Origin of the sequence: Streptomyces sp. NPDC007264 (assembly GCF_042869095.1) — a bacterium.
Classification (GTDB): Bacteria; Actinomycetota; Actinomycetes; order Streptomycetales; family Streptomycetaceae; genus Streptomyces.
Genome location: NZ_JBIAFD010000003.1, coordinates 117,993 through 142,555, shown reverse-complemented (window position 1 = coordinate 142,555; position 24,563 = coordinate 117,993). Strand labels below are relative to the sequence as shown.

The following is a 24,563-nucleotide window of genomic DNA, read 5'->3' as shown; positions in this document are numbered from 1 at the left end:
CGCACCCAGGTTTTACTATGACGCACGGGGAGGCCGCTGCATGTCTGGAGCTCGTACGCCGGTCGGATCAACCGAGAAAGGGGCCGCGAAGCAGACCGTCACGATCAGCTTCGCCGGGTTCAACCGAGCCTGGGCGGCCTGGATCGGTGACCGACTGGAGCGCCGCGGGTTCCGCGTCGTGTATCTGCGATGGGACTCCCCGGCCGAGATCCCCCTGGAAGACCTTCTTCGCGACCTCAAACTCTCCGAGGGCCGCATCCTCATCCTCGTCAGCGAGTGGTACTTCCAGCTCGGGCCGCGCACCCACGACGAGTGGAACGCGGCCCTGCGCACGGTCGTGGCCCCCGACCCCTCCCGCTTCGCCGCGGTCTCGGTCACCACGGCACCCGTGCCCACGGCCACGGCCGTGCTCGCCCCGGTGGACCTGACCAACATGGGTGCCGACGAGGCCGAGCGGCGCCTGCTCGACCGGTTGGACCTGCCGGCCGATCCGCTGCCGGAATCCGTGAACGGCACCCGGCGCGGGCCGCGTTTCCCCGCCGCCATGCCCGAGGTCTGGGGCGGGGTCCCGCGTCGCAACACGCGATTCACGGGCAGGGAGTCCCTGCTGAACGACGCCTACCACCTCCTCCAGAGCGCCGAGCCGGGCGCGGGCGTGGTGACGATGCACGGTATGTCGGGCGTGGGCAAGACACAGCTCGCCGCGGAGTACGTGTACCGGTTCGGCTCCGAGTACGACGTGGTGTGGTGGGTCAACGCCGAGAACCGGGTCAGCTACCGCCGTCTCCTCGCCGAACTCGCCCCGAAACTGGGGCTGGAAACCGGCCAGGAGTACGGCGAACGGCTGCGGGCCGTCCGTGACTCGCTGCGCCGGGGTGTCCCGTTCGCGCGCTGGCTGCTGGTGCTGGACGGTGCGGACGAGCCGGACCAGATCTGGGACCTGGTGCCGACGGGCCCCGGCCATGTGCTGATCACCTCGCGGAACCCGGAGTGGAGCGAGCACAACAGCAGACTGCTGGACGTGCCCGTGTACGAGCGCTTCGAGTCCGTGGCCTTCATCCGCCGTCGCGCACCGCGGCTCACCGAGGCCGAGGCCGACCAACTCGCGGAGGCACTGGAGGACCTGCCGCTGCTGCTGGACCAGACGGCCGGCTGGCTCAACGACTCGGACCTGTCGGTCGACGAGTACATCGGTCTGCTGGAGGGCGGCATCGACCAGGACGTCGTCAAGGTGTCGGCGGACTTCCCGCTCGCTTTCCAGACGGCGTGGTCGATACTGCTGAACAAGCTGCGCGACACCGTCCCGGAGTCGGTGGACCTGTTGCGCCTGTGCACCTTCTTCGCGCCCGGCTTCATCCCCGTGCGGCTGCTCAAGGAGATGCCGCACGACGCACTGCCCGAACAGATCGCCGGACTGCTCAACGACCCCCTGCTGTGGAACAAGGCGATCAACCAGCTACGCCAGTACTCCGTGGTCCGACTGGAGTCCCACGACACCACCTCGGACGACACGGCGGCGGCGGGCGAGTCCCTGTACCTGCACCGCATGGTGCACCAGATCGTCCGCAAGGACATGCCGGACGAGGACCGGGAGGAGTTCATCGACGTCGTGCGCCGGGCGCTGGCGGCTGCGGACCCGCGCAGACCGACGGACCCGAAGCTGTGGTCCGCGTACGCGGAGATCGTGCCGCACCTGGAATACGCGGACGTGCTCAACAGCACGGACTCGACCGTGCAGACGCTGGTGTTCAACTGCCTTCGCTACATGTTCTTCTCGGGCGAGTACCAGGCGGGGATCAGACTCGGTGAACGCGCCCTGGACACCTGGCGGTCCCTGCTGGGGGAGACGCACCCCCGGATCTGGGAGCTGACCTACCACTACGCCAATCTGCTCCGCGCGGCGGGCGAATACGGTCGCACGGAGGCCATCGAACGTGTCGCGGTCGATCATCTGAGAGAGGAACGCGGTCCGCAGGACCTGGAGCATCTTCGCGCGGCAGGAGGACTCGCCGCCGACCTGCGTGGCCTGGGCCGCTACAGCGAGGCGTTCGAACTGTCCCAATGGATCCTGGCGGCGTATCGCGAACTGCTGGGCGAACAGGATTCACGCACCCTCAACGCCCAGAACAACCTCGGTGCCACGCTGGTGCTCCTCGGCCGCTACGAAGAGGCTCTCGAGCTGGACAGGCAGACCATGGAAGCACGGCGTCTCCTGCTGCGGGCACGCCATCCGTGGACCCTCTATTCGGAGTTCGCCTATGCGACCGATCTGCGCCTGCTGGGCCGCTACCCGGCAGCCGAGTCGATCCAGGCGAAGAACGTGCAAGAGCTCCTCAACGTGATGGGGCCCAACAACCCCTACACGCTGAAGGCCCAACACAACCTTGCGTTGTGTCACTACCGCAGTGGCGACCGTGAGAAGGCGGGCCCGCTCCTGGCCCGTGTGCTGGAGCGGGCCGAGCGCGTCTTTGGCGAAACGGATCCGAATACGCTCATTTTCGTCACCAGCCAGAGCTGTTTCGCCCGGGAGAACGGTGACATCGACCAGGCCCGTGAACTCAGCGAGGCGGTCGTGGCCCGTTACGAGATGATGCTGGGCGATGGGCATCCCTTCGTCGCCGGTGTCCATGCCAATCACGCTCTGATCCTGCGCGGTGTGGGCGAACGCGAGCACGCCCACGCCCTCATCGAGCAGGCCCTGACCGACATGACCGTGGCCGTGGGCGAGAACCATCCCTGGACCCTGGGCTGCGCCATCAACGCCGCGGCCCTGCGCAGCCTCGTCGGTGACCCCGAGTCGTCGGCCGAGCTGAGCAGGACGACGGTCGCGCGGGCGACCGAGGTCCTGGGCCGTACGCACCCCATGACGCTCTCCGCGCGCATCGCTCATGCCGCCGATCTTCGTGCGCTGCGGGACCGTCGGCAGGCCGAGAAGGTCGAACAGGAGGCACTGTCCGATCTGGCGGCGACGCTGGGCTCGCAGCACGTCCACACGGTCTCGGCCCGCGCCCGCAACCGCCCCTACTGGGATTTCGAACCGCAGACGGTCTGACCCATCGCAGCCGTGTCGGGTGCGCATAACCCCCGACGCACCGGGGAAGGACCCATGTCTCTCAACTTGGCTGCAACACACGTGAGTTGATTCAGGGGGACGTGTGGTGATCTTAGTGGGGCCCGTCCCGGCGGGAGCGGACGGGCCCATTCCCATCGAGGTGGAAGCGGACCTCGGGCCGGATTCCCCACCCGACGGTCTGCACCTCGTGTACGGCGACGAGGAGACCAGGGACACAGCCGCCCACCGCGTCGTCCGGGTCGCCCGGGACGCCTACACCGACGGGCTGGACCTCGCCCGGCGCTGCGCGGCCCAGGCGGTACTGCGTTTCGGGGAGATCGCCGAGGGCGCCCGGCCGGACGAGATAGAGATGCAGCTCTCCATCAAGGTCGACGCCGGAGTGGCGGCCCTGGTCAAGAGCGGGGCGGAGGCACAGCTCCAGATCACCTTCCGGTGGCGGACGGCCGCCGGGCCGACGGATCCGGCGGCGGGCCCGGAAGGCGCCGCCTCGTGAGCCGCGTCACCGGAGAGGTGCACATCCTGCCCTACAGCCGTGTCGTGGGCCAGGACGAGCTGAAGCTGGCGCTGGAACTCAACCACGTCGTGCCCCACATCGGCGGCGTGCTCGTGGCCGGCCCCCGGGGCACCGCCAAGTCCACCCTCGTACGGGCCTTCGCCCTCATGGCCCATGACGAGCTGCCCGTCACCCTTCCCATCAACGCCACCGACGACCGCGTCCTCGGCGGCTGGGAACTGGACGCCCTCCTCCGAGGTGAGCCGCGGCCCCAGCCGGGCCTGTTGGAGGACGCCGACGAGAAGGGCCTGCTGTACATCGACGAGGTGAATCTGCTGGACGACCACCTCGTCAACGTCATCCTCGACGTCGTCTCGACCGGAGTGCTGTCCGTGCAGCGTGAAGGCCTTGCCACCGCCAGGCACCTGTCCTTCGGGCTCGTCGGCACCATGAACCCCGAAGAGGGCGGCTTGCGGCCCCAGTTGCTCGACCGCTTCGGGCTGATGGTCACCGCCGGGCAACTGGACGTCGAGGCGCGCCGCCGAGTGATCCGCACGGTGCTGGACTTCGAGGAGGAACTGGCGGGAGAGAAGTCCGGCTGGCTGGCGGCGGCCGCGCGGGAGGACGGGGAGACCCGTACACGGTTGGAAGCCGCGCGGGAGCGCGTACCGCGGGTCCACGTGCCCGATGAGGTCGTCGGGTTGTGCGCCGAGGCCGCCGAGCGGGTGGACGCCGTGGGCCAGCGCGGCGAGATCGTGGCCACGCTGGCGGCCCGGGCCCTCGCCGCACTGGAGGGCGCGGACCAGGTGGAGCGCGTCCACCTGCGGCGGGTGCTGCCCATGGCGCTTCGGCACCGGAGGCCGGAGACCGCCCACGGGGGGACCTTCGACTGGGGGCCGGACGAGCAGGCCCGCATCAAGGACCTCTTCGAACCCCTCTGACCCGCCCGGTCACGCATCATGGCATCCGATCTGCCGAAGGGCTCCGCCGTGTCCGAACCCAGCGTGCCCGAGGAACCCGACGACCTCGCCCGGCGGCTGACCCGTGCGCTGGCCTGCGCCGCGGCCGAACCCACCCTGTCCGGGGTGCTGCTCTTCGACCTCGACCCCCGACTCATGGACTCCGTGGCCGAGTTGTTCACCCGGATCGTCACCGGCGTGGGGATCCCGGGCCGTTCCGAGCCCGGTCCGGCGCCGCTCGTGCTGGGAGCCACCAGCCGCGACGAGGACCTGTGGGTCCGGCCCCGGCTCCGGAGGGAACCCGACGGCATCACGTTCCGCATCGAGCCGGGCCCGCTCGTCCGGGCGGACGGCCGTCCCGGTCCCCCACCGGTGGTCGCGGTCCCCGACCTGGCCCGGCTGAGCGTCGCGGGGATGCGCGCGGCGGTGCAACTCCTCGGGGCGGACGTCGCCGTGGTCGAACACACCGGTCTGCGCCAGGTGGCCCGCCCCCGGGCCCGCTGGCTGGCGGCCTGCCGTTCGGCGGACGCGGGACGGCTCAGCCCGCACCTGCTGGACAGGTTCGCCGTCCGGCTACCGGCCGCCGCCCTGCGACTGCCCCCGGCCGACCACCTGCTGGCGACCCTGCCGCCCGGCTGGCGTACCGCCGCCGCACAAGGCGTTCCGGCCATCAGGGTCACCGACGAGGCCCTCGGACGCGTGCCGGAGTTCCTCGGGCCGGACGCCGGCGTCCGCAGGGAACTTGCCCTGGCGAGGCTGGCCCGCACCCTGGCCGCACTGGACGGCGCGCAGGCGGCGTCCGCCCGCCACTGCGACGAGGCCGCCCTGCTCATGGGTCTGACCGTGACGGACGCAGCTCATCCCGGCTCCGCGGACTCCGGCGTTCTGGATCCCGCGTTCTCCGCCCGGCACCCCCGCCCGGCGTCCCGCCGCCTTCCACGGCGTGGGGACGGCGCACCGCTCGGCGACGGGCCGCGTCCCGAGCACGACGGGCCGCTCCTGGAGAGTGAGCCGCCCGAGGGAATCGGCACGGACGCGGGGCGGGCCCCTGTGGTGCCGGCCACCCCGTACCCCGAGGACGAGGCGGAGGTGCTGCGTGACTTCGCCCCCCTGCGCAACCCCTGGCAGCGCAGACGGTCGGTCGCCTCCGCCAGAGGAGTGGCGGTGGGTACCCGGCGGGCGAGGGACCTGCGCGACCTCGCCCATGTGCGTACCGTGCGGGAGGCCGCCGTACACCAACGCGTCCGGGGACACCGGCGGTTCACGGTGTCACCCGTCGACCTGCACAGTTACGTCCGTGCCGGCACTCCCGAACGCATGCTGGTGCTGGTCCTGGACCACACCTGCCGGGCCGACGACTGGGACTGGCAGGACGCGCTCACCCCGTTCCTGCAGTGGGCGTACACGGGGCGGGCCGCAGCCCAGGTCGTTGAGGTCGGCAGTGCTCAGGCCCGCGACGAGCTGCGGGCCGAGTCCTTCGCCGTGCGCAGCGTTCTCGACCCCAGGGTGCTCGCCGCGCTCTACCGTCCGTCCGGCCGGGCCACGCCGCTCGCGCACGGCATCGAACAGGCCGCCCAGGCGCTGCGTCGTGCGTTCCAGCAACACGGGAGCGACCTGGCGGAGGCGTGGCTGGTGGTCGTCACGGACGGGCGCGGCAATGTCCCGCTGCGGGCCAGCCACACCGGCCGGCTGAGCGGGCCGGTGGCCGCGGCCGGCGTCGAGGACGCCTTCGAAGCCGCGGCACGCATCGGCGCGATGGACCGGACCAGGCTGCACGTCGCCGTCGTGGACGCGGCCCGGGAGCCCTACGGCGACCTGCCCTTCACGCTGGCCGAGACCTTGGGCGGGAGCGTCGTCGAGGGACGGCCCGCCCAGCGGACCCGGACCTCCGACGAAGGGGTCGCCGGTGAACGGTGAGTCGCAGCGCGGCGCCCGCTGGCTGACCGGGGCCGCCACCGTCATGCGTCGCGGTGCACTGCCCGGCCTCAGGCCGGCGGCCCGCCGCGAACCCTCCGCCGTGGGGCAGTTGCGCCGCTCGAACGAACCGCCCTCCGGCCTCGGGGGCAGCGAGGCACGCCCGGTGGCCCGCCTCGACGAGGGATGCGCGGTGCTCCGCGTGACGAGGGCCGAGTCGGGGGACGGGCAGGGGGCGTACACGCTCCACGGCTGGTGCGGCGATCTCGCCCTGGCCTGCCCGGCCGGCCCCACCCGCCTGGTCGCACCGGCCGTCAGCCTCGGCAACGTCAGCGGTGACGGCGAGTACCCGTCGGAGATACTGCGGGCCATCCAGCTCTGGTCCGGCAACCAGCCGGAACTCGCCCGCTGGATCAACCGGATCCGGGTCCGGCACGGCACCGCGCTGCGGCTCGTGGTCTGGGACGACACGGGGTACGAGCTTCCCTGGGAGCTGTTCTGGACGCCGGCCGACCCCGGACGCGGCCTGGAGGGTGGGCCGCTGGGGGCACGGACGGTCCTGGTCCGGTGGACCACCGTGCACGACGTCGGCCAGGACCTGCCTCGCGAGAGAGGCGAATGCCACGGACGTGTGCTCAGCTACCTCCACCAGGACATGGCCGACGACGGACGGGTCTTCGCGCGGTACGCCCATCAGTCGCACGGGGAGATGACGCCCTTCTTCTCGGCGCTCGACAGCCCCGCCGACCACACCGGTCTCGTCTACATGGGCTGCCACGGCACCTACGGCCCCGCCGTCCCCCGTCTGTCGCTGGGGGACCGCACCTGGGCCGAGTTCAACGGCCAATCCATGCGGGTGCTGGACGCGGACCGCTCCCTCGTCTGTCTCAACGCCTGCCACTCGGGGCGCTTCGTGAGCAACCGGGCCCAAGGGGAGTACGCCCTGCGCGGTTTCGCCGAGCTGTTCCTGCGCAAGGGGGCCGGCGGGTGCATCGTCACCGCGGGGAAAGTAGGAGACCACGAGGCACGCAAACTGGTGCGCCGCCTGGTGCACGAGGTGGCCACGCATCCCCGTCAGCCCGTCGCCGAGACCCTGCGCGCGTTCCGGGCCCGGGCGGTGGACGACTTCGGTCCCCTGACGGCCATTCCGACCACGCGCAACGACGACGGGCAGGTCGACCGGGTGGGCCAGAAAAGGGTGCTGCGCCTCCTGTACGCCTTCATGTTCCACTACTACGGACATCCGCTCACCACGCTGCGCCTGGCCGCGGACGACGGACGGAGCGCCGGGGGAGGGTCCGTACGGTGACCGCGGACCGGCATCACCTGGTGATCGAACCCGTGGTGGCGTGGCCCCGCGAGGCCGAGACGGAGTGCGACTACCTCGTCACCGTCGACCTTCGAGGCCCCCTCCCGGCAGTTGACCGCGCGCACGGGGACTGGCCGTACACCGTGGAGGAGTTCACCTTCAGCGTCGCGCTCGACGGTTCCCCCTCCTTCGTCTGCACGGCACTCGACGAGCCGAGCGTCGTCCTGCACCGCTTCGGCGGCACGTACGGGCCGGCCCGCTTCCGGGTGTCGACGACCGGGGAGACCGGCACGGCGTCCCTGTGGCTGACCATCAGCAACCAGTGGGGCGTACCCGTCCGCAAGGCGGAACTCCGGTCCCGGATCCGTGAGCGGCAGCCCGGACGGGCTCCTGCGGCGAAGCTGGTGGACCTCGTACGGAAGCGGACGAGCGCCGCGACGCGGCGGCCGGCACCACCGGCGGCTCCCGTGCACCTGCGGCCCTCCCCACCCGCCCGCGAAGGGCCCGTCGAGCCGCTCGGCGGGCTGGGCGAGCAGGCGCGCGGCGGTCGTCCGACCCCTCTCCCCGTGCGCCGGCCGCCGCGCACCGGCCCTCAGACGGTCACGATCAGCTGTGCGGGATTCAACCGCGCCTGGGCGGCCTGGATCGGGGACCGCCTGGAGCGGCGCGGTCATCACGTCGTCCAGCAGCGCTGGGACCCGCCCGGCGGGACGCCCTTGGCGGACCTCCTCGCAGAGTTGCTGCACGCGCCCGGGCCGGTGCTGCTGGTGCTGAGCGAGCGGTACTTCGGGGCAAGGTCCCGGCAGGAGTGGAACACGGCCCTGTACGAGGTGGCCGTCCCCAACGCGGACCGCTTCGCGGCCGTGTCGGTGACGCCTTCGGGACTGCCGGAGGCCGCGGCGGTCCTGGGCCCGGCCGGCCTCCACGACCTGTCCGAGCCCGAGGCCGAGCAGCGCGTCCTGGAGGTTCTCGGGCTGCCCGCCGGCTCCCCGGGGGAGTCCGGCGACGGCGCCCGACACGAGCGCCCCCGTTTCCCGGCTCAGGTCCCCCAGGTGTGGGGCGGGACACCGCGCCGCAACCCCGGCTTCCTGGGCCGTGACGCGATCCTGGGGGAGGCTCGCAGGCTTCTGGACCACGAGCGGCGAAACGTGACCCTGCACGGCATGCCGGGAGTGGGCAAGACCCAGCTCGCCGCCGAGTACGCCTACCGGTTCGGCTCCGCGTACGACGTGGTGTGGTGGGTGAGCGCGGACGACCGGACCTCCGCGAGGCAGCGACTTGCCGAACTGGCCCCGGCGCTGGGGCTGTCCACGGGGGCGGAGTACGGTGAGCGGCTGCGTGCCGTGCGGGAGGCGCTCGCCCGCGGGGAGCCCTACGCGCGCTGGCTGCTGATCCTGGACGGCGCCGACGAGCCGGACGAGGTCGCGGACCTGGTGCCGGTGGGAGAGGGCCATGTGCTGATCACGTCCCGCAATCCGGGGTGGCAGGGCCACGGCAGTGCGCTGCTCGAAGTGCCGGTCTACGACCGGGCCGAATCCGTCGCCTTCGTCCGCCGTCGCGCGCCCCGGTTGACGGCGGACGAAGCCGGGCGGCTGGCCGAGGCCCTGGAGGACCTGCCGCTCCTGCTGGATCAGAACGCGGCCTGGTTGCAGGACGCAGGCATGTCCGTCGACGAGTACCTGGAACTCCTGGGCGCCGGCCCCGCTCTGACGGGCACGACAGTGTCGGCCGACTTCCCGCTCACCTTCCGCACCGCCCTGTCCATTCTGGTGAACAGGCTCGGCGAGAGCTGCCCGGAGTCCGTCGTCCTCCTGCGCCTGTGCACCTTCTTCGCGCCCGGCTCCGTCCCCGTGCATCTGCTCCGTGAGATGTCCTCCGACGGCCTGCCCGACTCCGTGTCGGGACTCCTGGGAGATCCTCAGGTGTGGGACAGGGCGATCGACCAGTTGCGTCAGTACTCCGTGGCCCGCCTGGAATCCCACGGAGCGAGCCCCGCCACGGGGCACCTCTATCTGCACCGGATGGTGCACCAGGCCGTCCGCGACGACATGCCCGAGGAGGAGCGGGAGGTCTTCGCGGCCGCGGTACGCCGCGCCCTCGCCGCCGCCGATCCCCGGCGACCCTCCGACCCCGACGCCTGGCCCCGCTACGCCGAGATCGTTCCGCACCTGGAGTACGCGGGCGTCCTCGGCAGCGCCGACCCGGCCGTTCACCCGCTGCTCCTGAACTGCCTGCGCCACCTGTACCTTTCGGGCGAGTACGGCACGGGCGTCCGCTTCGCCGAGCGGGCACTGACGGCCCGGCAGGATCGCCCGCGCGGTCACGCCGAACTGCTGTGGGACCTCGGCCACCACTACGCCAACCTCCTCAGGGCGTGCGGGGACTACGAGCACAGCGAAGCCGTCAGCCGTACGGCCGTGGAAGAGTACGCCGCGGCCGGCGGCCGCCGGAACCTCGGATACCTCCGTGCGGCCGGCGGCCTCGCCGCGGATCTGAGGGCATTGGCCCGGTACGAGGAGGCCCTCGGGCTCTCCCAGGAGGTCGTGGAGGGGTACGAGGAACTCCTCGGCGCGGCCGAACCGCGCACACTGTCGGCACAGAACAACGTTGCGGTGTCGCTGCGGCTGCTCGGGCGGTACAGCGAGGCCCTCGACATCGACCGGCGCACACTGGCGGACCGTCGGCGGATATTGGGAGCCCGCGATGTGTGGGCTCTCTTCTCGGCGATCTACTGTGCCACGGATCTACGCCTCCTGGGCCGCTACTCGGAGGCCGCACAGCTCCAGGAGCACAACCTGGCCCTGCACCGCGAGGTGCTGGGCCCCACCCACCCCCAGACCCTAAGGGCCGAGCACAACCACGCCCTGTGCCTGTATCGCGGCGGCGACCGGGAGCGGGCCGGGCCGCTCTTCGCCCGCGTCCTGCGCCGCGCGGAGCGGGTCCTGGGCGACACGGACCCGCTCACCTTGCTCCTCGCCACCAGCCGGAGCTGCTTCGCCCGTGACGACGGCGGTCTCGACGAGGCCCGTCTGATCAGCGAGTCCGTCGGCGCCCGCTACGAACAGCTGCTGGGGCCGGCACATCCGTACACCGCCGGGGCCCGCGCCAACCACGCCCTCGTCCTGCGCCGTCTCGGCGCTGCGGGGCAGGCCCGCGCTCTCGCCGAACGCTCCCTGGCGGACATGACGTCCGCGGTGGGGGAGGGCCATCCCTGGACCCTCGGCTGCACGCTCAACGTTGCGGCGCTGCGCACCGCCGACGGCGACCCCGACTCCGGTGCCGCCCTCAGCCGGCAGACGGCCACCAGGGCCACCGACCGGCTCGGTGGCCGGCATCCTCTGACGCTGTGCGCACGCATCGCGCTCGCCGCCGATCTCGGGGAGCTGCGCCGGCACCGGGAAGCGGAGCAGGTCGAGAGGGAGGCCCTGGCCGCGCTGACCGCGGTTCTCGGCGCACGGCACCCACAGACCCTCGCGGCGCGGAACCGGGCACGCCCGTACTGGGACTTCGAGCCGCAGACGACCTGAGACGCCCGGGTACGCCGAAGGGCCCGGCCCGGGAAACCCCGGGTCGGGCCCTTTCGTCGTGCGGGTTCAGGCGCTCACGCCTCGAACACCTCGCGCACCAGCTGCTCCTGCTCCGCCTGGTGCCGCTTCGCGGAACCGACGGCCGGGGAGGAGCCGTGCGGGCGGGAGATGCGGCGCAGGCGCTCGCCCGCCGGGATGTCCGCGCCGACCGCCAGGTCCAGGTGGTCGATGAGGTTCAGGGCGATGAACGGCCAGGCGCCCTGGTTCGCCGGCTCCTCCTGGGCCCACAGGTACTTCTCGGCGTTCGGGTACTTCTTGATCTCCGCCTGGAGCTCGGCGCCCGCCAGCGGGTACAGGCGCTCGAGGCGGATGATCGCGGTGTCCGTCACGCCGCGCTTGCGGCGCTCGGCGTCGAGGTCGTAGTAGACCTTGCCCGCCGTGAAGACGACCTTGCGGACGGCGGCCGGGTCCACCGACGCGTCGCCGATGACCGGGCGGAACCGGCCCGTCGTGAACTCCTCCGCCTTCGACGCGGCGGCCTTCAGGCGCAGCATCGACTTCGGCGTGAAGACCACCAGCGGCTTGTGGTGCGGGTTGTGCACCTGCCACCGCAGGAGGTGGAAGTAGTTCGACGGGAGGGTCGGCATCGCGACCGTCATGTTGTTCTGGGCGCAGAGCTGGAGGAAGCGCTCCGGGCGCGCGGACGAGTGGTCCGGGCCCTGGCCCTCGTAGCCGTGCGGGAGGAGCAGGGTGACGCCGGACGTCTGGCCCCACTTCTGCTCCGCCGACGAGATGAACTCGTCCACGACCGTCTGGGCGCCGTTGACGAAGTCGCCGAACTGGGCCTCCCACATCACGAGCGTGTTCGGGCGGGCCAGCGAGTAGCCGTACTCGAAGCCCATCGCCGCGTACTCCGACAGCATGGAGTCGTAGACGTTGTAGCGGGCCTGCTCGTCGGAGAGGTACTGCAGCGGCGTGTAGTCCTCGCCCGTCCGGCGGTCGATGATGACCGCGTGGCGCTGGCCGAACGTGCCGCGGCGGGAGTCCTGGCCGGACAGCCGGACCGGGACGCCCTCCAGGAGCAGCGAACCGATCGCGAGGGTCTCGCCCATGCCCCAGTCGATCGTGCCGTCCTCGACCATCGCCGCCCGGCGCTGCAGCTGCGGCAGCAGGCGCGGGTGGACGGTGATCTGGTCGGGGACGTTGACCTGGGACTCGGCGATCCGCTTGACGACCTCGGAGGACACGGCGGTGTCGACGGACACGGGGAAGCCGTCCTGCGGCTCCGGCGCGGCGGACACGGCCGGCTGCGACGTCGCCTCGCGGACCTCCGTGAAGACCTTCTCCAGCTGGCCCTGGTAGTCCTGCAGCGCCTGCTCGGCCTCCTCCAGGGTGATGTCGCCCCGGCCGATCAGCGACTCGGTGTAGAGCTTGCGCACCGAGCGCTTCTTGTCGATCAGGTCGTACATCAGCGGCTGGGTGAAGGCCGGGTTGTCCGACTCGTTGTGGCCGCGGCGGCGGTAGCAGATGAGGTCGATCACCACGTCCTTGTTGAACGCCTGGCGGAACTCGAAGGCCAGGCGCGCGACGCGCACCACCGCCTCCGGGTCGTCGCCGTTCACGTGGAAGATCGGGGCCTCGATCATGCGGGCCACGTCCGTGGCGTACATCGAGGAGCGGGACGCCTCCGGGGCGGCCGTGAAGCCGACCTGGTTGTTGATGACGATGTGGACCGTGCCGCCCGTGCGGTAGCCCCGCAGCTGGGACATGTTCAGGGTCTCGGCCACCACGCCCTGGCCCGCGAAGGCCGCGTCGCCGTGGATCGCCACCGGCAGCACCGTGAAGTCCGTGCCGCCCTTGTTGATGATGTCCTGCTTGGCGCGGGCCACGCCCTCCAGGACGGGGTCCACCGCCTCCAGGTGGGAGGGGTTCGCGACCAGGCTGACCTTGATCTGCTCGCCGTCCAGGCCCGTGAAGGTGCCCTCGGCGCCCAGGTGGTACTTCACGTCGCCGGAGCCGTGCATCGACTTCGGGTCGAGGTTGCCCTCGAACTCGCGGAAGATCTGCGCGTACGACTTGCCGACGATGTTGGCCAGCACGTTCAGACGGCCGCGGTGGGCCATGCCGATGACGACCTCGTCCAGACGGGACTCGGCCGCGCTGTCGATCACCGCGTCCAGCAGCGGGATGACGGACTCGCCGCCCTCCAGGGAGAAGCGCTTCTGGCCGACGTACTTGGTCTGCAGGAAGGTCTCGAACGCCTCCGCCGCGTTCAGCCGGCGCAGGATGCGCAGCTGCTCCTCGCGCTCCGGCTTGGAGTGCGGGCGCTCCACGCGGTCCTGGATCCACTTGCGCTGCTTGGGGTCCTGGATGTGCATGTACTCGATGCCGGTGGTGCGGCAGTACGAGTCGCGCAGCACGCCGAGGATGTCGCGCAGCTTCATCATCGACTTGCCGGCGAAGCCGCCGACCGCGAACTCGCGCTCCAGGTCCCACAGGGTGAGGCCGTGCTCGACGATGTCCAGGTCGGGGTGCTTGCGCTGGCGGTACTCCAGCGGGTCGGTGTCGGCCATGACGTGGCCGCGGACCCGGTAGGAGTGGATCAGCTCGAAGACGCGGGCGGCCTTGGTGACGTCGTCGTCGTGCGACGCGTCGATGTCCCTCAGCCAGCGGACCGGCTCGTACGGAATGCGCAGGGCCTCGAAGATGTCGTCGTAGAAGCGGTCCTCGCCCAGGAGGAGGTTCGCGACGACGCGCAGGAACTCGCCGGAGGCGGCGCCCTGGATCACCCGGTGGTCGTAGGTCGACGTGAGCGTCATGACCTTCGAGATGCCGAGCTTGTTCAGCGTGTCCTGGGAGGTGCCCTGGAACTCCGCCGGGTAGTCCATCGAGCCGACGCCCATGATCACCGACTGGCCGGGCATCAGGCGCGGGACCGAGTGGACCGTGCCGAGGCCGCCGGGGTTGGTGAGGGAGACCGTCACCCCGGTGAAGTCGTCCATCGTCAGCTTGCCGTCGCGGGCGCGGCGGACGATGTCCTCGTAGGCCTGCCAGAACTCGAAGAAGTTCAGCGTCTCGGCCTTCTTGATCGCCGCGACGACGAGCTGGCGGTCGCCGTTCGGCTTCACCAGGTCGATCGCGAGGCCGAGGTTGACGTGCTCCGGCTTGACGAGGGTCGGCTTGCCGTCCCTCTCCGCGAACGACCAGTTCATCGCCGGCATGGCCTTGATGGCCTGGACCATCGCGTAGCCGATCAGGTGCGTGAAGGAGATCTTCCCGCCCCGGGCGCGCTTGAGGTGGTTGTTGATGACGATGCGGTTGTCGAACAGCAGCTTCACCGGGACCGCGCGCACGGACGTGGCCGTGGGCAGCTCCAGCGAGGCGTTCATGTTCTTGGCGACGGCCGCGGCGGGACCACGCAGCGTCACCGCCTCGGGACCCTTGGCGGCCTCGGCGACGGGCCCGTCCTTCTTGGGCGCGGCGGGCGCCGGGGCGGGCTTCGCGGCGGCGGGCTGCGGGGCGGCGGGCGCCGGGGCGGCCGGTGCCTGCGGCGCTGCGGGAGCCGCAGGAGCGACGGCCGGCGCGGCGGGCGCCGCGGCGGGTGCGGCCGGGGCCGCCGTGGTGGCGCCTGCGGCCCCCGCGGCCGCAGTGCCCGCCGGAGCCGAGGCGGCAGCCGCTCCCGGCTTGTAGTCGGCGAAGAAGTCCCACCAGGCGCGGTCTACCGAATTCGGGTCCTGGAGGTACTGCTGGTAGATCTCGTCGACGAGCCACTCGTTGGGGCCGAATGCGGCGGCGGGATTCTTCCCGGCCTGGGCGTCGGTCGTGGGGGCACCGCCCGGCCGGAGGCTGGGGGAGCTCGAGTTACTGGGGGACTGTGGCGACACGGCGGTAACCGCCCTCTTCCGCTTCACAAAGATGATTGGACAGCGGGAATAAAGGCTACGCCTCCGGGGCCCTGAAGGTCAGGTCGGGCCGGTTCATCGTCGTGTAAGTCACATCGGAAAGCGTGTTTCGGGCGTGGAAATGGCGGGAAACAAGCGTGGTTCCGGTTCGGCAGGGATACGGCGACTCCGGCCCGGCGCGCGGAGGGCGCGGGCCTGTGCCTGATCACACGTGTCCGTCTGCAGGAACACACGTGGATCTTGGGGCTCCGGTTCGAACTGTACGTCAACCCGGCTAGGACGGTTCTCCGGGAAGGGTGACCTGGATCCGGCAGCCGCGAGGGGATTCGGCCACGCCGATCCGGCCGCCGTGCAGGTCCACCGCCCAGCGGGCGATCGCCAGGCCGAGGCCCGTGCCGCCGTCGCTGCCGGGCCCGTGGGGCGCGCTCACGGCGCCGCGGTTGAAGCGCTCGAAGACGCGGTGCCACTCCGACTGGGGGATGCCGGGGCCCTCGTCCAGCACCTCCAGCTCCAGGGAGTCCGCAGTGGCGCCGCCGCGGGCCTTCACCGTCACGCGGCCGTGCGGAGGGCTGTGCTTGACCGCGTTGTCGATCAGGTTGGCGACGACCTGGTGGATGCGCTCCGGGTCCGCGTGCGCGGTCAGCTCCGGCGGCGAGACGTCGAGGTGCAGATGGACGTCCGTACGGGTGTGGTTGCCGGAGCCCGAGGTGATGCCCCCGCGCGCGGTGGACACCATCTGGGCCTCCTTGAGGACGCCCGAGAGGTACGGCCAGACCTCGAAGCGGCGCTTCCTGAGCGGGACCACGCCGTTGTCCAGGCGCGAGAGGTCCAGCAGGGTCTCCACCAGGCGTCCGAGCCGCTCCGTCTGCTTCAGGGCCGTGCGCATGGTCTCCGGGTCGGCGGCCGAGATGCCGTCCACGATGTTCTCGAGGACGGCGCGCAGGCCGGCGATCGGCGTGCGCAGCTCGTGCGAGACGTTCGCCACCAGTTCCTTGCGCTGCCGGTCCTGGGCCTCCAGCTCGTCGGCCATCAGGTTGATCGTGCCGGCGAGGTCGCCCAGCTCGTCCCGGCGGTTGGCGCGGACCCGGCGGGTGTAATCGCCGTGCGAGATGGAGCGGGCCACCGTGTTCATCTCGTCCAGCGGAGAGGTGAGCGAGTGCGCCACGAACTGGGTGATCAGAAGCGTGGCGATCATCGAGAACACGGTGATGAACCGCAGCTCCGTCTTGGTGTGCACCGCGATCATCGACAGGCCCGTGGTGATGAGGACCGAGACGACGACGAGGGTGCCCAGCTTCGTCTTGATCGAGAACGGACGCAGTCCGCCCCAGGACGACCCCGGGTCCCGCTGTGGTGCCACCGGTCCACCGGTCATGGCGTCGGCGTCTCCAGGGCGTAGCCGACGCCGTGCACGGTGCGGATGCGCTCCGCGCCGATCTTGCGCCGCAGCGCCTTGATGTGGCTGTCCACGGTGCGGGTGCCGGAGGCGTCCGCCCAGTCCCACACCTCCGCGAGCAGCTGCTCGCGGGAGAGCACGGCGCGCGGCGTGTTCGCCAGGCACACGAGCAGGTCGAACTCGGTGGGCGTCAGATGGACGTCCTCGCTGCGCACCCGGACCCGGCGCTGCGCGTGGTCGATCTCCAGTTCACCGAGGCGCAGGATGCCGCTGCGCGGCGTCGCGGCGGCCAGCGCGGCCCGCTCCACCCGGCGCAGCAGCACGTGCACCCGCGCGGCCAGCTCGCGCATCGAGAACGGCTTGGTCATGTAGTCGTCCGCGCCGACACCGAGCCCGACCAGCATGTCCGTCTCGTCGTCGCGCGCGGTGAGCATCAGCACCGGCACCGGGCGCTGCGCCTGCACCCGGCGGCAGACCTCCAGGCCGTCGAAGCCCGGCAGCATGATGTCGAGGATCAGCAGGTCGGGCTGCCAAGCCTCGGCGGTGTCGACCGCCGCCGGACCGTCGCCTGCCGTTTGCACGAGGAATCCCTCGGCGCGCAAGCGGGCGGCGATGGCGTCGACGATCGTCGGGTCGTCCTCGACCACCAGAACCCGCCGCTGCGCGCCGGGGGTCGCCGTCGTGCCGTTGTGGGAGGTGTGTGTCTGCTCCATCGCCCGCCCCTGGGTTGCTTTCCGGAATCCGTGGGGTGATCCCATGACTGCGCTTGACGCTTGAATGATCCGCGTCAGGGAAGCAGAGTACGGGGAGTCACCGCGAGTCGGCTATCCAGGGCGGACACCCAGGTGCACGACGTCGGGTACGCCCCGGGCAACCGGGACCTCTTCGGTACGCACCCGCTGGAACCCGGCATTCCTGAGGGTTCCTTCAAATTCCGGAGAGGGCTGCGCCGACCACACCGCGAGCACCCCGCCGGGCCTCAACACCCTTGCGCAGCTTGCGAGTCCGGCCTCCGAGTACAGGCTGTCGTTGTCCTCCGTGACCGTCCAGCCGGGCCCGTTGTCGATGTCGAGGCACAGCGCGTCGTACGTGTCCGATGTCTCATTGACGTACGCGACGAGATCCGCTTCCAGCACGCGGGTGCGCGGGTCGGCCAGGGCGTCCGCGGAGAGCGCGGACAGGGGGCCGTCGAGGTGCCAGTCGATGACGGCGCGCTCGCGCTCCACGATCGTGACGCCGCCCCAGCGCGGGTCCGCGGCGGCGTGTGCGAGCGAGAAGCCGACGCCGAGTCCGCCGATCAGCACGTCAGGGCCGGGGCGATCGTCCAGGGCGTCGCGGGCGACGTCGATCAGCAGCCGCTCCGAGCGCCCGTCGGAGGTGTCCATCAGGAAGCAGCCGTTCGCGATGATCTGGAGCAACTCGCCGTGGCGCCGTAACACGACCTCGCCGTGCGGGCCCTGGCGCCGGTCCAGGACCTGGGGCGCGTCGTGAATGTCGTGTCGATGGGGCATGGGCCTCATTCTGGTGACGGGCGGGGGTCGCGGACGAGGGATTTTCCCGAAGGGGGCACACGGGCACACGGCCGAACGCCTGCGGCCGCGCCGCACGCGCGCCGCGGGTGCCGTGCCGCGGCGCGCACGTCCGACCGGGCGTCGCAGTCATGAACAGCCGTTCGGGGATACGGTCGCCGGACGTACGGCCCGGGTGGGAAGTTGCGGTGAATCGCGTCCCGCGTGGCGTCGGTCGTGGACAGCGACCCGTGGGGCGCCAAGGGTGGGGCGTGACGGAAGGAGCGCCGCGCCGTGGAACGTCCGGTCCCGCCTGCTGACGCCACGCTCATGGCCCCCGCAGCGGGGACCCGGCTGCTGGACGGCATGCCGCGCCAGCGCTCGGTGCCCCCTGCCCCGGCACCGGCCGTGCCGAAGGCTCCGGCCCGCAGGACCGTCCCGTGCCCCGGGCGGCTCCTGCCGACGCCGACCGGTACGCCGTTTACCTTCGGATACGCCGTCGTGCTCGTCGTGACGTCCCTGTTCGCCGAGTTGGCCGACCCGTCGCTCGTGCACACCCTGCACCAGGAGTCCAGCACCGACGTGGCCCATCTGGCGCACAGCCCGGTGCGGGTGCTGGTCGCCAGCGCGCTGTGGATCGCCGGCGGGCTGACCTCGGCGTACGCGCCGGCCTTCCTGTTCGTCCTGACGGCGCTGGAGCGGCGGACGGGGGGCGTGCGCACGGCCGTCGTCTTCCTGCTCGGCCATGTGCTCGCCACCCTGGCCACCGAGGTCCCGGTGGCTCTCGCGGTGCGGGCGGGCCATCTCCCCGGCAGTTCGCTGCACCGCCTCGACTACGGCATCAGCTTCGGTGTGGCGGCCTGCCTCGGCGCTCTGACGGGCCTTCTGCGGCCCTGGCTGCGCCGGACGGTGCTCATCGGGTACGGCGGGGTGCTGCTCGAGGCCCTGGTCGCGTGCACGGATCCGCTGACCGACTGGGGCCATGTGCTGTCCCTGGCGATCGGGATCGGCGCGGGGCCGCTGGTACGCCGCTGCGGGCGGACGGGCCTTCCGGTCGCGCGGCCTCGGTCGGCCGAATCGGCCGCGGCCGGCTGACCCGGTCGGACGGTACGCGGACCGCACCCGGGGCGGTGCCCGGGCCGCCGCGCGGGCGGGCAACGGCCGTCCGTCCGGCGGGGGTTCGCCCCCGCAGGCGGCGAGCAGGCGGCGCGGCGATCGCTCACAGCGAACACCCCTTGGGGAACAATCGCATCGCGTGCTGCATTGAGTCGGCATAGCTCAACTTGACTGCCGAAGGGGAGATCATGGCTTCGACGTCCACACCGCTCACCCTGCCCGTGCTGCCGCTCGACGGCGAGGTCGTGCTGCCCGGGATGGTGGTTCCGCTGGACCTGAGCGACTCCGAGGTGCGCGCCGCCGTGGAGGCGGCGCAGGCCGCCGCTCGTGCCGAGCCCGGAAAGCCCAGGGTCCTCCTGGTCCCACGCATCGACGGGGCGTACGCGGGCACCGGTGTGCTCGGCACCGTCGAGCAGGTCGGCCGCCTCGCCGACGGTGACCCGGGCGCCCTGATCCGGGGCCGCGGACGGGTGAGGATCGGTGCGGGCACGACGGGGCCGGGAGCGGCACTGTGGGTCGAGGGGACCCGGATCGAGGAGACGGTGCCCGACCCCCTGCCGGGACACGTCGGCGAACTGGTCAAGGAGTACAAGGCCCTCGCCACCAGCTGGCTCAGGAAGCGCGGTGCCTGGCAGGTCGTGGACCGCGTCCAGGCGATCGACGACGTCTCCGCGCTCGCCGACAACTCCGGCTACTCGCCCTTCCTGACGACCGAGCAGAAGGTGGAGCTGCTGGAGACGGCCGACCCGGTCGCCCGGCTGAAGCTCGCCACCCAGCAGCTGCGTGACCACCTCGCCGAGCAGGACGTCGTCGAGTCCATCGCCAAGGACGTCCAGGAGGGTGTCGACAAGCAGCAGCGCGAGTTCCTGCTGCGCCGCCAGCTGGAAGCGGTCCGCAAGGAACTGCGCGAGCTGAACGGCGACACCGGGGAGGGCGAGGAGTCCGACGACTACCGCGCCCGCGTGGAGGCCGCCGACCTCCCGGAGAAGGTCCGTGAGGCCGCCCTCAAGGAGGTCGACAAGCTGGAGCGGGCCAGCGACCAGTCCCCCGAGGGATCGTGGATCCGCACCTGGCTCGACACCGTGCTCGAACTGCCCTGGAACGAGCGCACCGAGGACAGCTACGACATCCGCGGTGCCAAGGCCGTCCTGGACGCCGAGCACGCCGGCCTGGAGGACGTGAAGCAGCGGATCACCGAGTACCTCGCGGTGCGCAAGCGGCGCGCCGACCGGGGCCTCGGCGTGATCGGCGGGCGACGCGGCGGCGCCGTCCTCGCGCTGGTCGGCCCGCCCGGTGTGGGCAAGACGAGCCTCGGCGAGTCCGTCGCGCACGCCATGGGGCGGAAGTTCGTCCGGGTCGCGCTCGGCGGCGTGCGCGACGAGGCCGAGATCCGCGGCCACCGGCGTACCTACGTGGGCGCGCTGCCCGGCCGGATCGTGCGCGCGGTCAAGGAGGCCGGGTCCATGAACCCGGTGGTCCTGCTCGACGAGATCGACAAGGTGGGCTCCGACTTCCGCGGCGACCCGGCGGCCGCCCTGCTGGAGGTTCTGGACCCGGCCCAGAACCACACCTTCCGGGACCACTACCTGGAGGTCGAACTCGACCTGTCCGACGTCGTGTTCCTGGCGACCGCGAACGTCCTGGAAGCCATTCCGGAGGCGCTGCTCGACCGCATGGAGCTGGTCCGCCTCGACGGCTACACCGAGGACGAGAAGATCGTCATCGCCCGCGACCACCTGCTGCCGCGCCAGCTGGAGCGGGCCGGTCTGGACAAGGACGAGATCACCCTCGACGAGGGCGCGCTGCGCAAGCTGGCCGGCGAGTACACCCGTGAGGCGGGTGTGCGGAACCTGGAGCGGTCGATCGCGCGCCTGCTCCGCAAGGTCGCGGCCCAGCACGAACTGGGCGAGCGGGAGCTGCCGTTCACGGTCCGGGACGAGGACCTGCGGGGGCTGATCGGGCGTCCGCACCACGTGCCGGAGTCCGCGCAGGACCCGGCCGAGCGGCGTACGGCCGTCCCCGGTGTGGCCACCGGTCTCGCGGTCACCGGCGCCGGCGGTGACGTCCTCTACGTGGAGGCGTCGCTGGCCGACCCGGAGACGGGCGCGGCGGGGCTGACCCTCACCGGCCAGCTCGGCGACGTGATGAAGGAGTCGGCGCAGATCGCCCTGAGCTTCCTGCGCTCCCACGGCGCCGAACTGGAGCTGCCGGTCGGCGACCTGAAGGACCGGGGCGTGCACATCCACTTCCCCGCGGGCGCGGTCCCCAAGGACGGTCCGAGCGCGGGCATCACCATGACGACCGCGCTGGCCTCGCTCCTGTCGGGCCGTCTGGTCCGTACGGACGTGGCGATGACGGGCGAGGTCTCGCTGACGGGGCGGGTGCTGCCCATCGGCGGGGTGAAGCAGAAGCTGCTCGCCGCGCACAGGGCGGGCGTCACGACCGTCGTCATCCCGAAGCGCAACGAGCCCGACCTGGACGACGTCCCGGCCGAGGTGCTGGACCGGCTCGACGTCCACGCCGTCACCGACGTCCGCCAGGTCCTGGAGCTGGCGCTCGCGCCGGCCGCCGAGGAGGCGGCGCCGGAGGTTCCGGTGGCGGCGTGACGCCGTCCGCCCGCGGGCGCGCCCCGCGGGCACCGGACAGGGCAGGCCCGGGTTCCGTGAGGGAGGCCCGGGCCTGCCCGTTGCGTCGGGCAGCGGCGGTCGGTGGGGTCAGCGGTCAGCGGTCAGCGGTCAGCGGTCAGCCGTTGGCCAGTGCCTGCACCCTGTCGTAGGCGCCGTTGAACTTGTCGTGGTCGCCGACCGTGGGACCGGTGGACGTGTACTGCCACATCGTGTGGTACGACCAGCCGGCCGGCAGGGTCCCGGGGTCGGAGGCGTAGCGGGCGATCCACAGCGGGTTGGCCGAGGCGAAGCCGCCGTAGTTGCCGGTGCACTGGGTCCACCAGCTGGTGGCGGTGTAGATCACGGCGTCCCGACCGGTGCGCGCCTTGTACCGGCCCAGGAAGTCGCCGATCCAGCCGACCATCGCGCTCTGCGACTTGCCGTAGCAGGCCGCCCCGTACGGGTTCCACTCGATGTCCAGCGTGCCCGGCAGCGTCCTGCCGTCGCGGGACCAGCCGCCGCCGTGGTCCACGAAGTAGTCGGCCTGCGTGGCGCCGCTCGTGGTGTCGGGGGTCGCGAAGTGGTACGCGCCGCGGATCATGCCCACGTTGTAGGCGCCGTCGTACTGCTGGGTGAAGTAGGGGTTCGTGTAGTACGTCCCCTCGGTGGCCTTCGTGTAGGCCCACTTCACACCGCTGTTCCACAGGGTCGGCCAGTCGACGTCGCCCTGGTAGCTGGCGACGTCGACGCCCTCGGTCTGGGTGACGGCGGTGACGGCGGTGACGGCGGGCGTGCCGTGGCGGCCGTCGTGCGCGAGGACCCCCATGCCCATGTACGCGGTGCCGCGGGCGGGTGTGTCGGCGGCGTGGGCCGGGAGGGTGAACAGGAGGGAGAGCGCGGCGAGCAGGATTCCGGCCGCGAGCAGGCGCGGGTGCCGGACCGTGCCGGGTCTGTGCACGGGCATACGTGCCTCCGAAAGGCTCGGTGGAGCTGGGTGGGGGGAATGGTCCGCCATGCCCGCGCCGGGGTGGGGGAAGTGCGCCCGTGTGTCGTTGGCGTGAGCATGCCATTACTGGCCTGATGAAGAAGCTACGCACGTAGACCCCGGGCTGGGAAGGGGGGCCGGGGGCCGCCGTTGGTCTATGCCTGCGAAATACTGACGGAGCTGCGGCGACGACCGTGCGTGGCGGAAACTTTCAGAATCGGGAAACCGGGTTGGGGTGCTGACGTGCACAACGGCGGAAAGGGCGCGGGCCGTCATGTCGGATCCGGCGCGCCGGGGAGCGGTGGGGACCGGACCGGCGAGGCTCCGGACGGCGCCGCGAGGACCGGCGGTCCGACCGCCGACGCGGACCAGGAGTTCCTGTCGCTGGAGCGCGAGCTGACGGTGTTTCTGCGGCGCGCCCGCGCCAGCCAGGGCGAGATGGCCCGCGAGGTGCATCCGGACCTGGAGTCCGCCGCGTACGGACTGCTGGCACGGCTCGACGAGGGCGGCCGTCAGCGCGCCACGGAACTCGCCGCCTACATCGGCGTGGGCAAGGCCACGATGTCGCGTCAGTTGCGGGCCCTGGAGGATCTCGGCCTGGTCGCCCGGGAACCGGACCCGGCCGACGGCCGTGCCTGGCTCGTCCACCTCACCGACGAGGGCCGCGGCCGCGTCGGCCGCGTCCGCGAGGCCCGCCGGGCCCGCTATGTGCACCAGCTCGCCCACTGGGACCCGCGCGAGGTGGCCGAGCTGGCCCGGCTGCTGCACCAGTTGAACCTGAGCGTGGAGAAGTAGCGCCCCGGGCCCGGGGCCGGCGCTCCCTACAGCTCCACGTACACCGCCGTGGCGTCGTCATGGGTCTTGCCGCGGCCCAGGTGGGCCCGCCGCTCGCGGTCGGCGGTCTCCAGCGCCCGTACGCGCTCCACGAGCGCGGCCGCCCCCTCCTTGCGGACGACCGTGAACAGGTCCGCCCAGTCGCCCTCGTGGAACGTCTCCGTCCAGCGGGTGGCCCCGTCCGTCAGCGCCATGAGGGCCCTCACGGCCGTCCGGGGCAGCTCGCCCGTCACCGCGCGCTCCGCCACCGACGGGTCCGCGGCCGCCGTGAAGAAGCCGCCCTCCCTGTTGCGGACCGTGGCGTCCGCGATCGCGGCCGTGGCCAGACGGGCGCGCGGGAGGCGGGCCAGGCGGTCGTCCAGGAGCGCGGTGACCCCGCCGTCGGGGGCCTCGGCCAGGAGGGCCGAGTCCGAGAGGACCAGGTACTCCACCACCTCCCGCGACCAGCGGGCCAGGGCCACGGTTGCCTGGGGAGTGCGCGGGTGAGAAAGGTCACAGGTGGTCGCGTGGGCCCCGGCGGTGCGGAGGATGGCTCGGGAGAGCACCTCCGGGAGCGTCAGATCCCGGTGGGAAACGGACAGTTCGGTCAGCGCCCCGCCGAGTCGTGCGCAGAACCAGGGGACGGAGTGAAGGCATCCGTATCCGCCCGGCGGGGGAGTGACCCCGTCCAGGACGACGAGCGTTCCGCCCTGTCCTGAGGCCGGAAGCGCGAGTGCCGCGAAGTCCTCGTTGGGGCGGGCCGGGTCGCCGGGCTCGGAGATCAGGTCAGTCCGCATCCGGCCAGTCTGCACGAGCCCTTCACAAGGTCCACAAAAGGTGGGCATCGGTTGCCGTATCGGTGCGACCCTCCGGCTCAGGCGCCTGTTTTGGGGTGGAATGATCAGCTCCGGTGAACCGTGGTGGCGAATACTGCCAAAGCGTGCGGCCCACGTCCAACCAGC

The 24,563-nt window shown here is 71.8% G+C and carries 15 protein-coding genes; 9 read left to right on the top strand and 6 right to left on the bottom strand.

From position 1 onward, the window contains the following. The first annotated feature begins 40 nt into the window (after positions 1–40). The 6 genes from fxsT (ACFYMU_RS05645) (at position 41) to fxsT (ACFYMU_RS05620) (ending at position 11,275) form a co-directional block, all read left to right on the top strand. Positions 41–3,052 carry an FxSxx-COOH system tetratricopeptide repeat protein gene (fxsT, locus tag ACFYMU_RS05645; RefSeq protein WP_388368279.1) on the top strand — a complete coding sequence of 1,004 codons (3,012 nt, stop codon included), beginning with the start codon at positions 41–43 and terminating at the stop codon, positions 3,050–3,052. Between the two features lie 103 nt (positions 3,053–3,155). Next, positions 3,156–3,566, top strand: coding sequence for a CU044_2847 family protein (locus ACFYMU_RS05640; protein ID WP_388368276.1), 411 nt, complete (start codon positions 3,156–3,158; stop codon positions 3,564–3,566). Then, positions 3,563–4,507, top strand: a complete 945-nt coding sequence (locus ACFYMU_RS05635; protein ID WP_388368273.1) for an AAA family ATPase — start codon at positions 3,563–3,565, stop codon at positions 4,505–4,507. The genes ACFYMU_RS05640 and ACFYMU_RS05635 overlap by 4 nt, the downstream gene beginning before the upstream one ends. Positions 4,508–4,555: 48 nt before the next feature. Then, entirely contained in the window at positions 4,556–6,442 is a 1,887-nt protein-coding gene (locus ACFYMU_RS05630) for a magnesium chelatase (protein ID WP_388368270.1), read from the top strand. Next, positions 6,432–7,748 (top strand): CHAT domain-containing protein, encoded by a 1,317-nt coding sequence (locus tag ACFYMU_RS05625; protein ID WP_388368267.1) that lies wholly within the window; start codon positions 6,432–6,434, stop codon positions 7,746–7,748. Before ACFYMU_RS05630 ends, ACFYMU_RS05625 begins: the two co-directional genes overlap by 11 nt. Before the next feature lie 566 nt (positions 7,749–8,314). Next, the gene (gene fxsT / locus ACFYMU_RS05620; protein ID WP_388369133.1) at positions 8,315–11,275 is read left to right on the top strand and encodes an FxSxx-COOH system tetratricopeptide repeat protein; all 2,961 of its coding nucleotides are present in this window, start codon (positions 8,315–8,317) and stop codon (positions 11,273–11,275) included. Positions 11,276–11,349: 74 nt separating this feature from the next. Here fxsT (ACFYMU_RS05620) and ACFYMU_RS05615 read toward each other — a convergent pair whose 3' ends face one another. The 4 genes from ACFYMU_RS05615 to ACFYMU_RS05600 all read right to left on the bottom strand — a co-directional run bounded on the left by ACFYMU_RS05615 (position 11,350) and on the right by ACFYMU_RS05600 (position 18,084). After that, positions 11,350–15,159, bottom strand: coding sequence for a multifunctional oxoglutarate decarboxylase/oxoglutarate dehydrogenase thiamine pyrophosphate-binding subunit/dihydrolipoyllysine-residue succinyltransferase subunit (locus ACFYMU_RS05615; protein ID WP_388368264.1), 3,810 nt, complete (start codon positions 15,157–15,159; stop codon positions 11,350–11,352). 292 nt (positions 15,160–15,451) lie between these two features. Next, the gene (locus ACFYMU_RS05610; protein WP_388368261.1) at positions 15,452–16,552 is read right to left on the bottom strand and encodes an ATP-binding protein; all 1,101 of its coding nucleotides are present in this window, start codon (positions 16,550–16,552) and stop codon (positions 15,452–15,454) included. Beyond that, complete coding sequence (locus tag ACFYMU_RS05605; RefSeq protein WP_055492513.1) at positions 16,549–17,286, bottom strand: response regulator transcription factor; 738 nt, start codon at positions 17,284–17,286, stop codon at positions 16,549–16,551. The genes ACFYMU_RS05610 and ACFYMU_RS05605 overlap by 4 nt, the downstream gene beginning before the upstream one ends. 111 nt (positions 17,287–17,397) lie before the next feature. Then, positions 17,398–18,084 (bottom strand): spermidine synthase, encoded by a 687-nt coding sequence (locus ACFYMU_RS05600; RefSeq protein ID WP_388368258.1) that lies wholly within the window; start codon positions 18,082–18,084, stop codon positions 17,398–17,400. A 327-nt stretch (positions 18,085–18,411) separates the two neighbouring features. Here ACFYMU_RS05600 and ACFYMU_RS05595 point away from each other — a divergent pair, with 327 nt between their 5' ends. Together ACFYMU_RS05595 and lon are read left to right on the top strand one after the other, a co-directional pair. Continuing rightward, positions 18,412–19,176, top strand: a complete 765-nt coding sequence (locus ACFYMU_RS05595; protein ID WP_388369130.1) for a rhomboid-like protein — start codon at positions 18,412–18,414, stop codon at positions 19,174–19,176. A gap of 209 nt (positions 19,177–19,385) precedes the next feature. Next, on the top strand, positions 19,386–21,803 hold the full coding sequence (gene lon / locus ACFYMU_RS05590) for an endopeptidase La (protein ID WP_388368255.1): 2,418 nt from the start codon (positions 19,386–19,388) through the stop codon (positions 21,801–21,803). Positions 21,804–21,939: 136 nt separating this feature from the next. On the opposite strand, the gene ACFYMU_RS05585 is transcribed toward lon, so the two are convergent. Next, entirely contained in the window at positions 21,940–22,767 is an 828-nt protein-coding gene (locus tag ACFYMU_RS05585; RefSeq protein WP_388368252.1) for a lysozyme, read from the bottom strand. Positions 22,768–23,031: 264 nt separating this feature from the next. Here ACFYMU_RS05585 and ACFYMU_RS05580 point away from each other — a divergent pair, with 264 nt between their 5' ends. Continuing rightward, positions 23,032–23,583: a MarR family winged helix-turn-helix transcriptional regulator gene (locus ACFYMU_RS05580; RefSeq protein WP_388368250.1), complete on the top strand. Its 552-nt coding sequence runs from the start codon at positions 23,032–23,034 to the stop codon at positions 23,581–23,583. A gap of 26 nt (positions 23,584–23,609) precedes the next feature. On the opposite strand, the gene ACFYMU_RS05575 is transcribed toward ACFYMU_RS05580, so the two are convergent. Continuing rightward, entirely contained in the window at positions 23,610–24,398 is a 789-nt protein-coding gene (locus ACFYMU_RS05575; RefSeq protein WP_388368247.1) for a protein phosphatase 2C domain-containing protein, read from the bottom strand. Positions 24,399–24,563: the final 165 nt, after the last annotated feature.

Bases quoted from the DNA above. Each gene is read 5' to 3' on its own strand.
- fxsT (WP_388368279.1), top strand. From the start codon at position 41: ATGTCTGGAGCTCGTACGCCGGTCGGATCAACCGAGAAAGGGGCCGCG.
- ACFYMU_RS05610 (WP_388368261.1), bottom strand. From the start codon at position 16,552: ATGACCGGTGGACCGGTGGCACCACAGCGGGACCCGGGGTCGTCCTGG.
- ACFYMU_RS05605 (WP_055492513.1), bottom strand. From the start codon at position 17,286: ATGGAGCAGACACACACCTCCCACAACGGCACGACGGCGACCCCCGGC.
- ACFYMU_RS05600 (WP_388368258.1), bottom strand. From the start codon at position 18,084: ATGCCCCATCGACACGACATTCACGACGCGCCCCAGGTCCTGGACCGG.
- ACFYMU_RS05595 (WP_388369130.1), top strand. From the start codon at position 18,412: ATGGCCCCCGCAGCGGGGACCCGGCTGCTGGACGGCATGCCGCGCCAG.
- lon (WP_388368255.1), top strand. From the start codon at position 19,386: ATGGCTTCGACGTCCACACCGCTCACCCTGCCCGTGCTGCCGCTCGAC.
- ACFYMU_RS05585 (WP_388368252.1), bottom strand. From the start codon at position 22,767: ATGCCCGTGCACAGACCCGGCACGGTCCGGCACCCGCGCCTGCTCGCG.
- ACFYMU_RS05575 (WP_388368247.1), bottom strand. From the start codon at position 24,398: ATGCGGACTGACCTGATCTCCGAGCCCGGCGACCCGGCCCGCCCCAAC.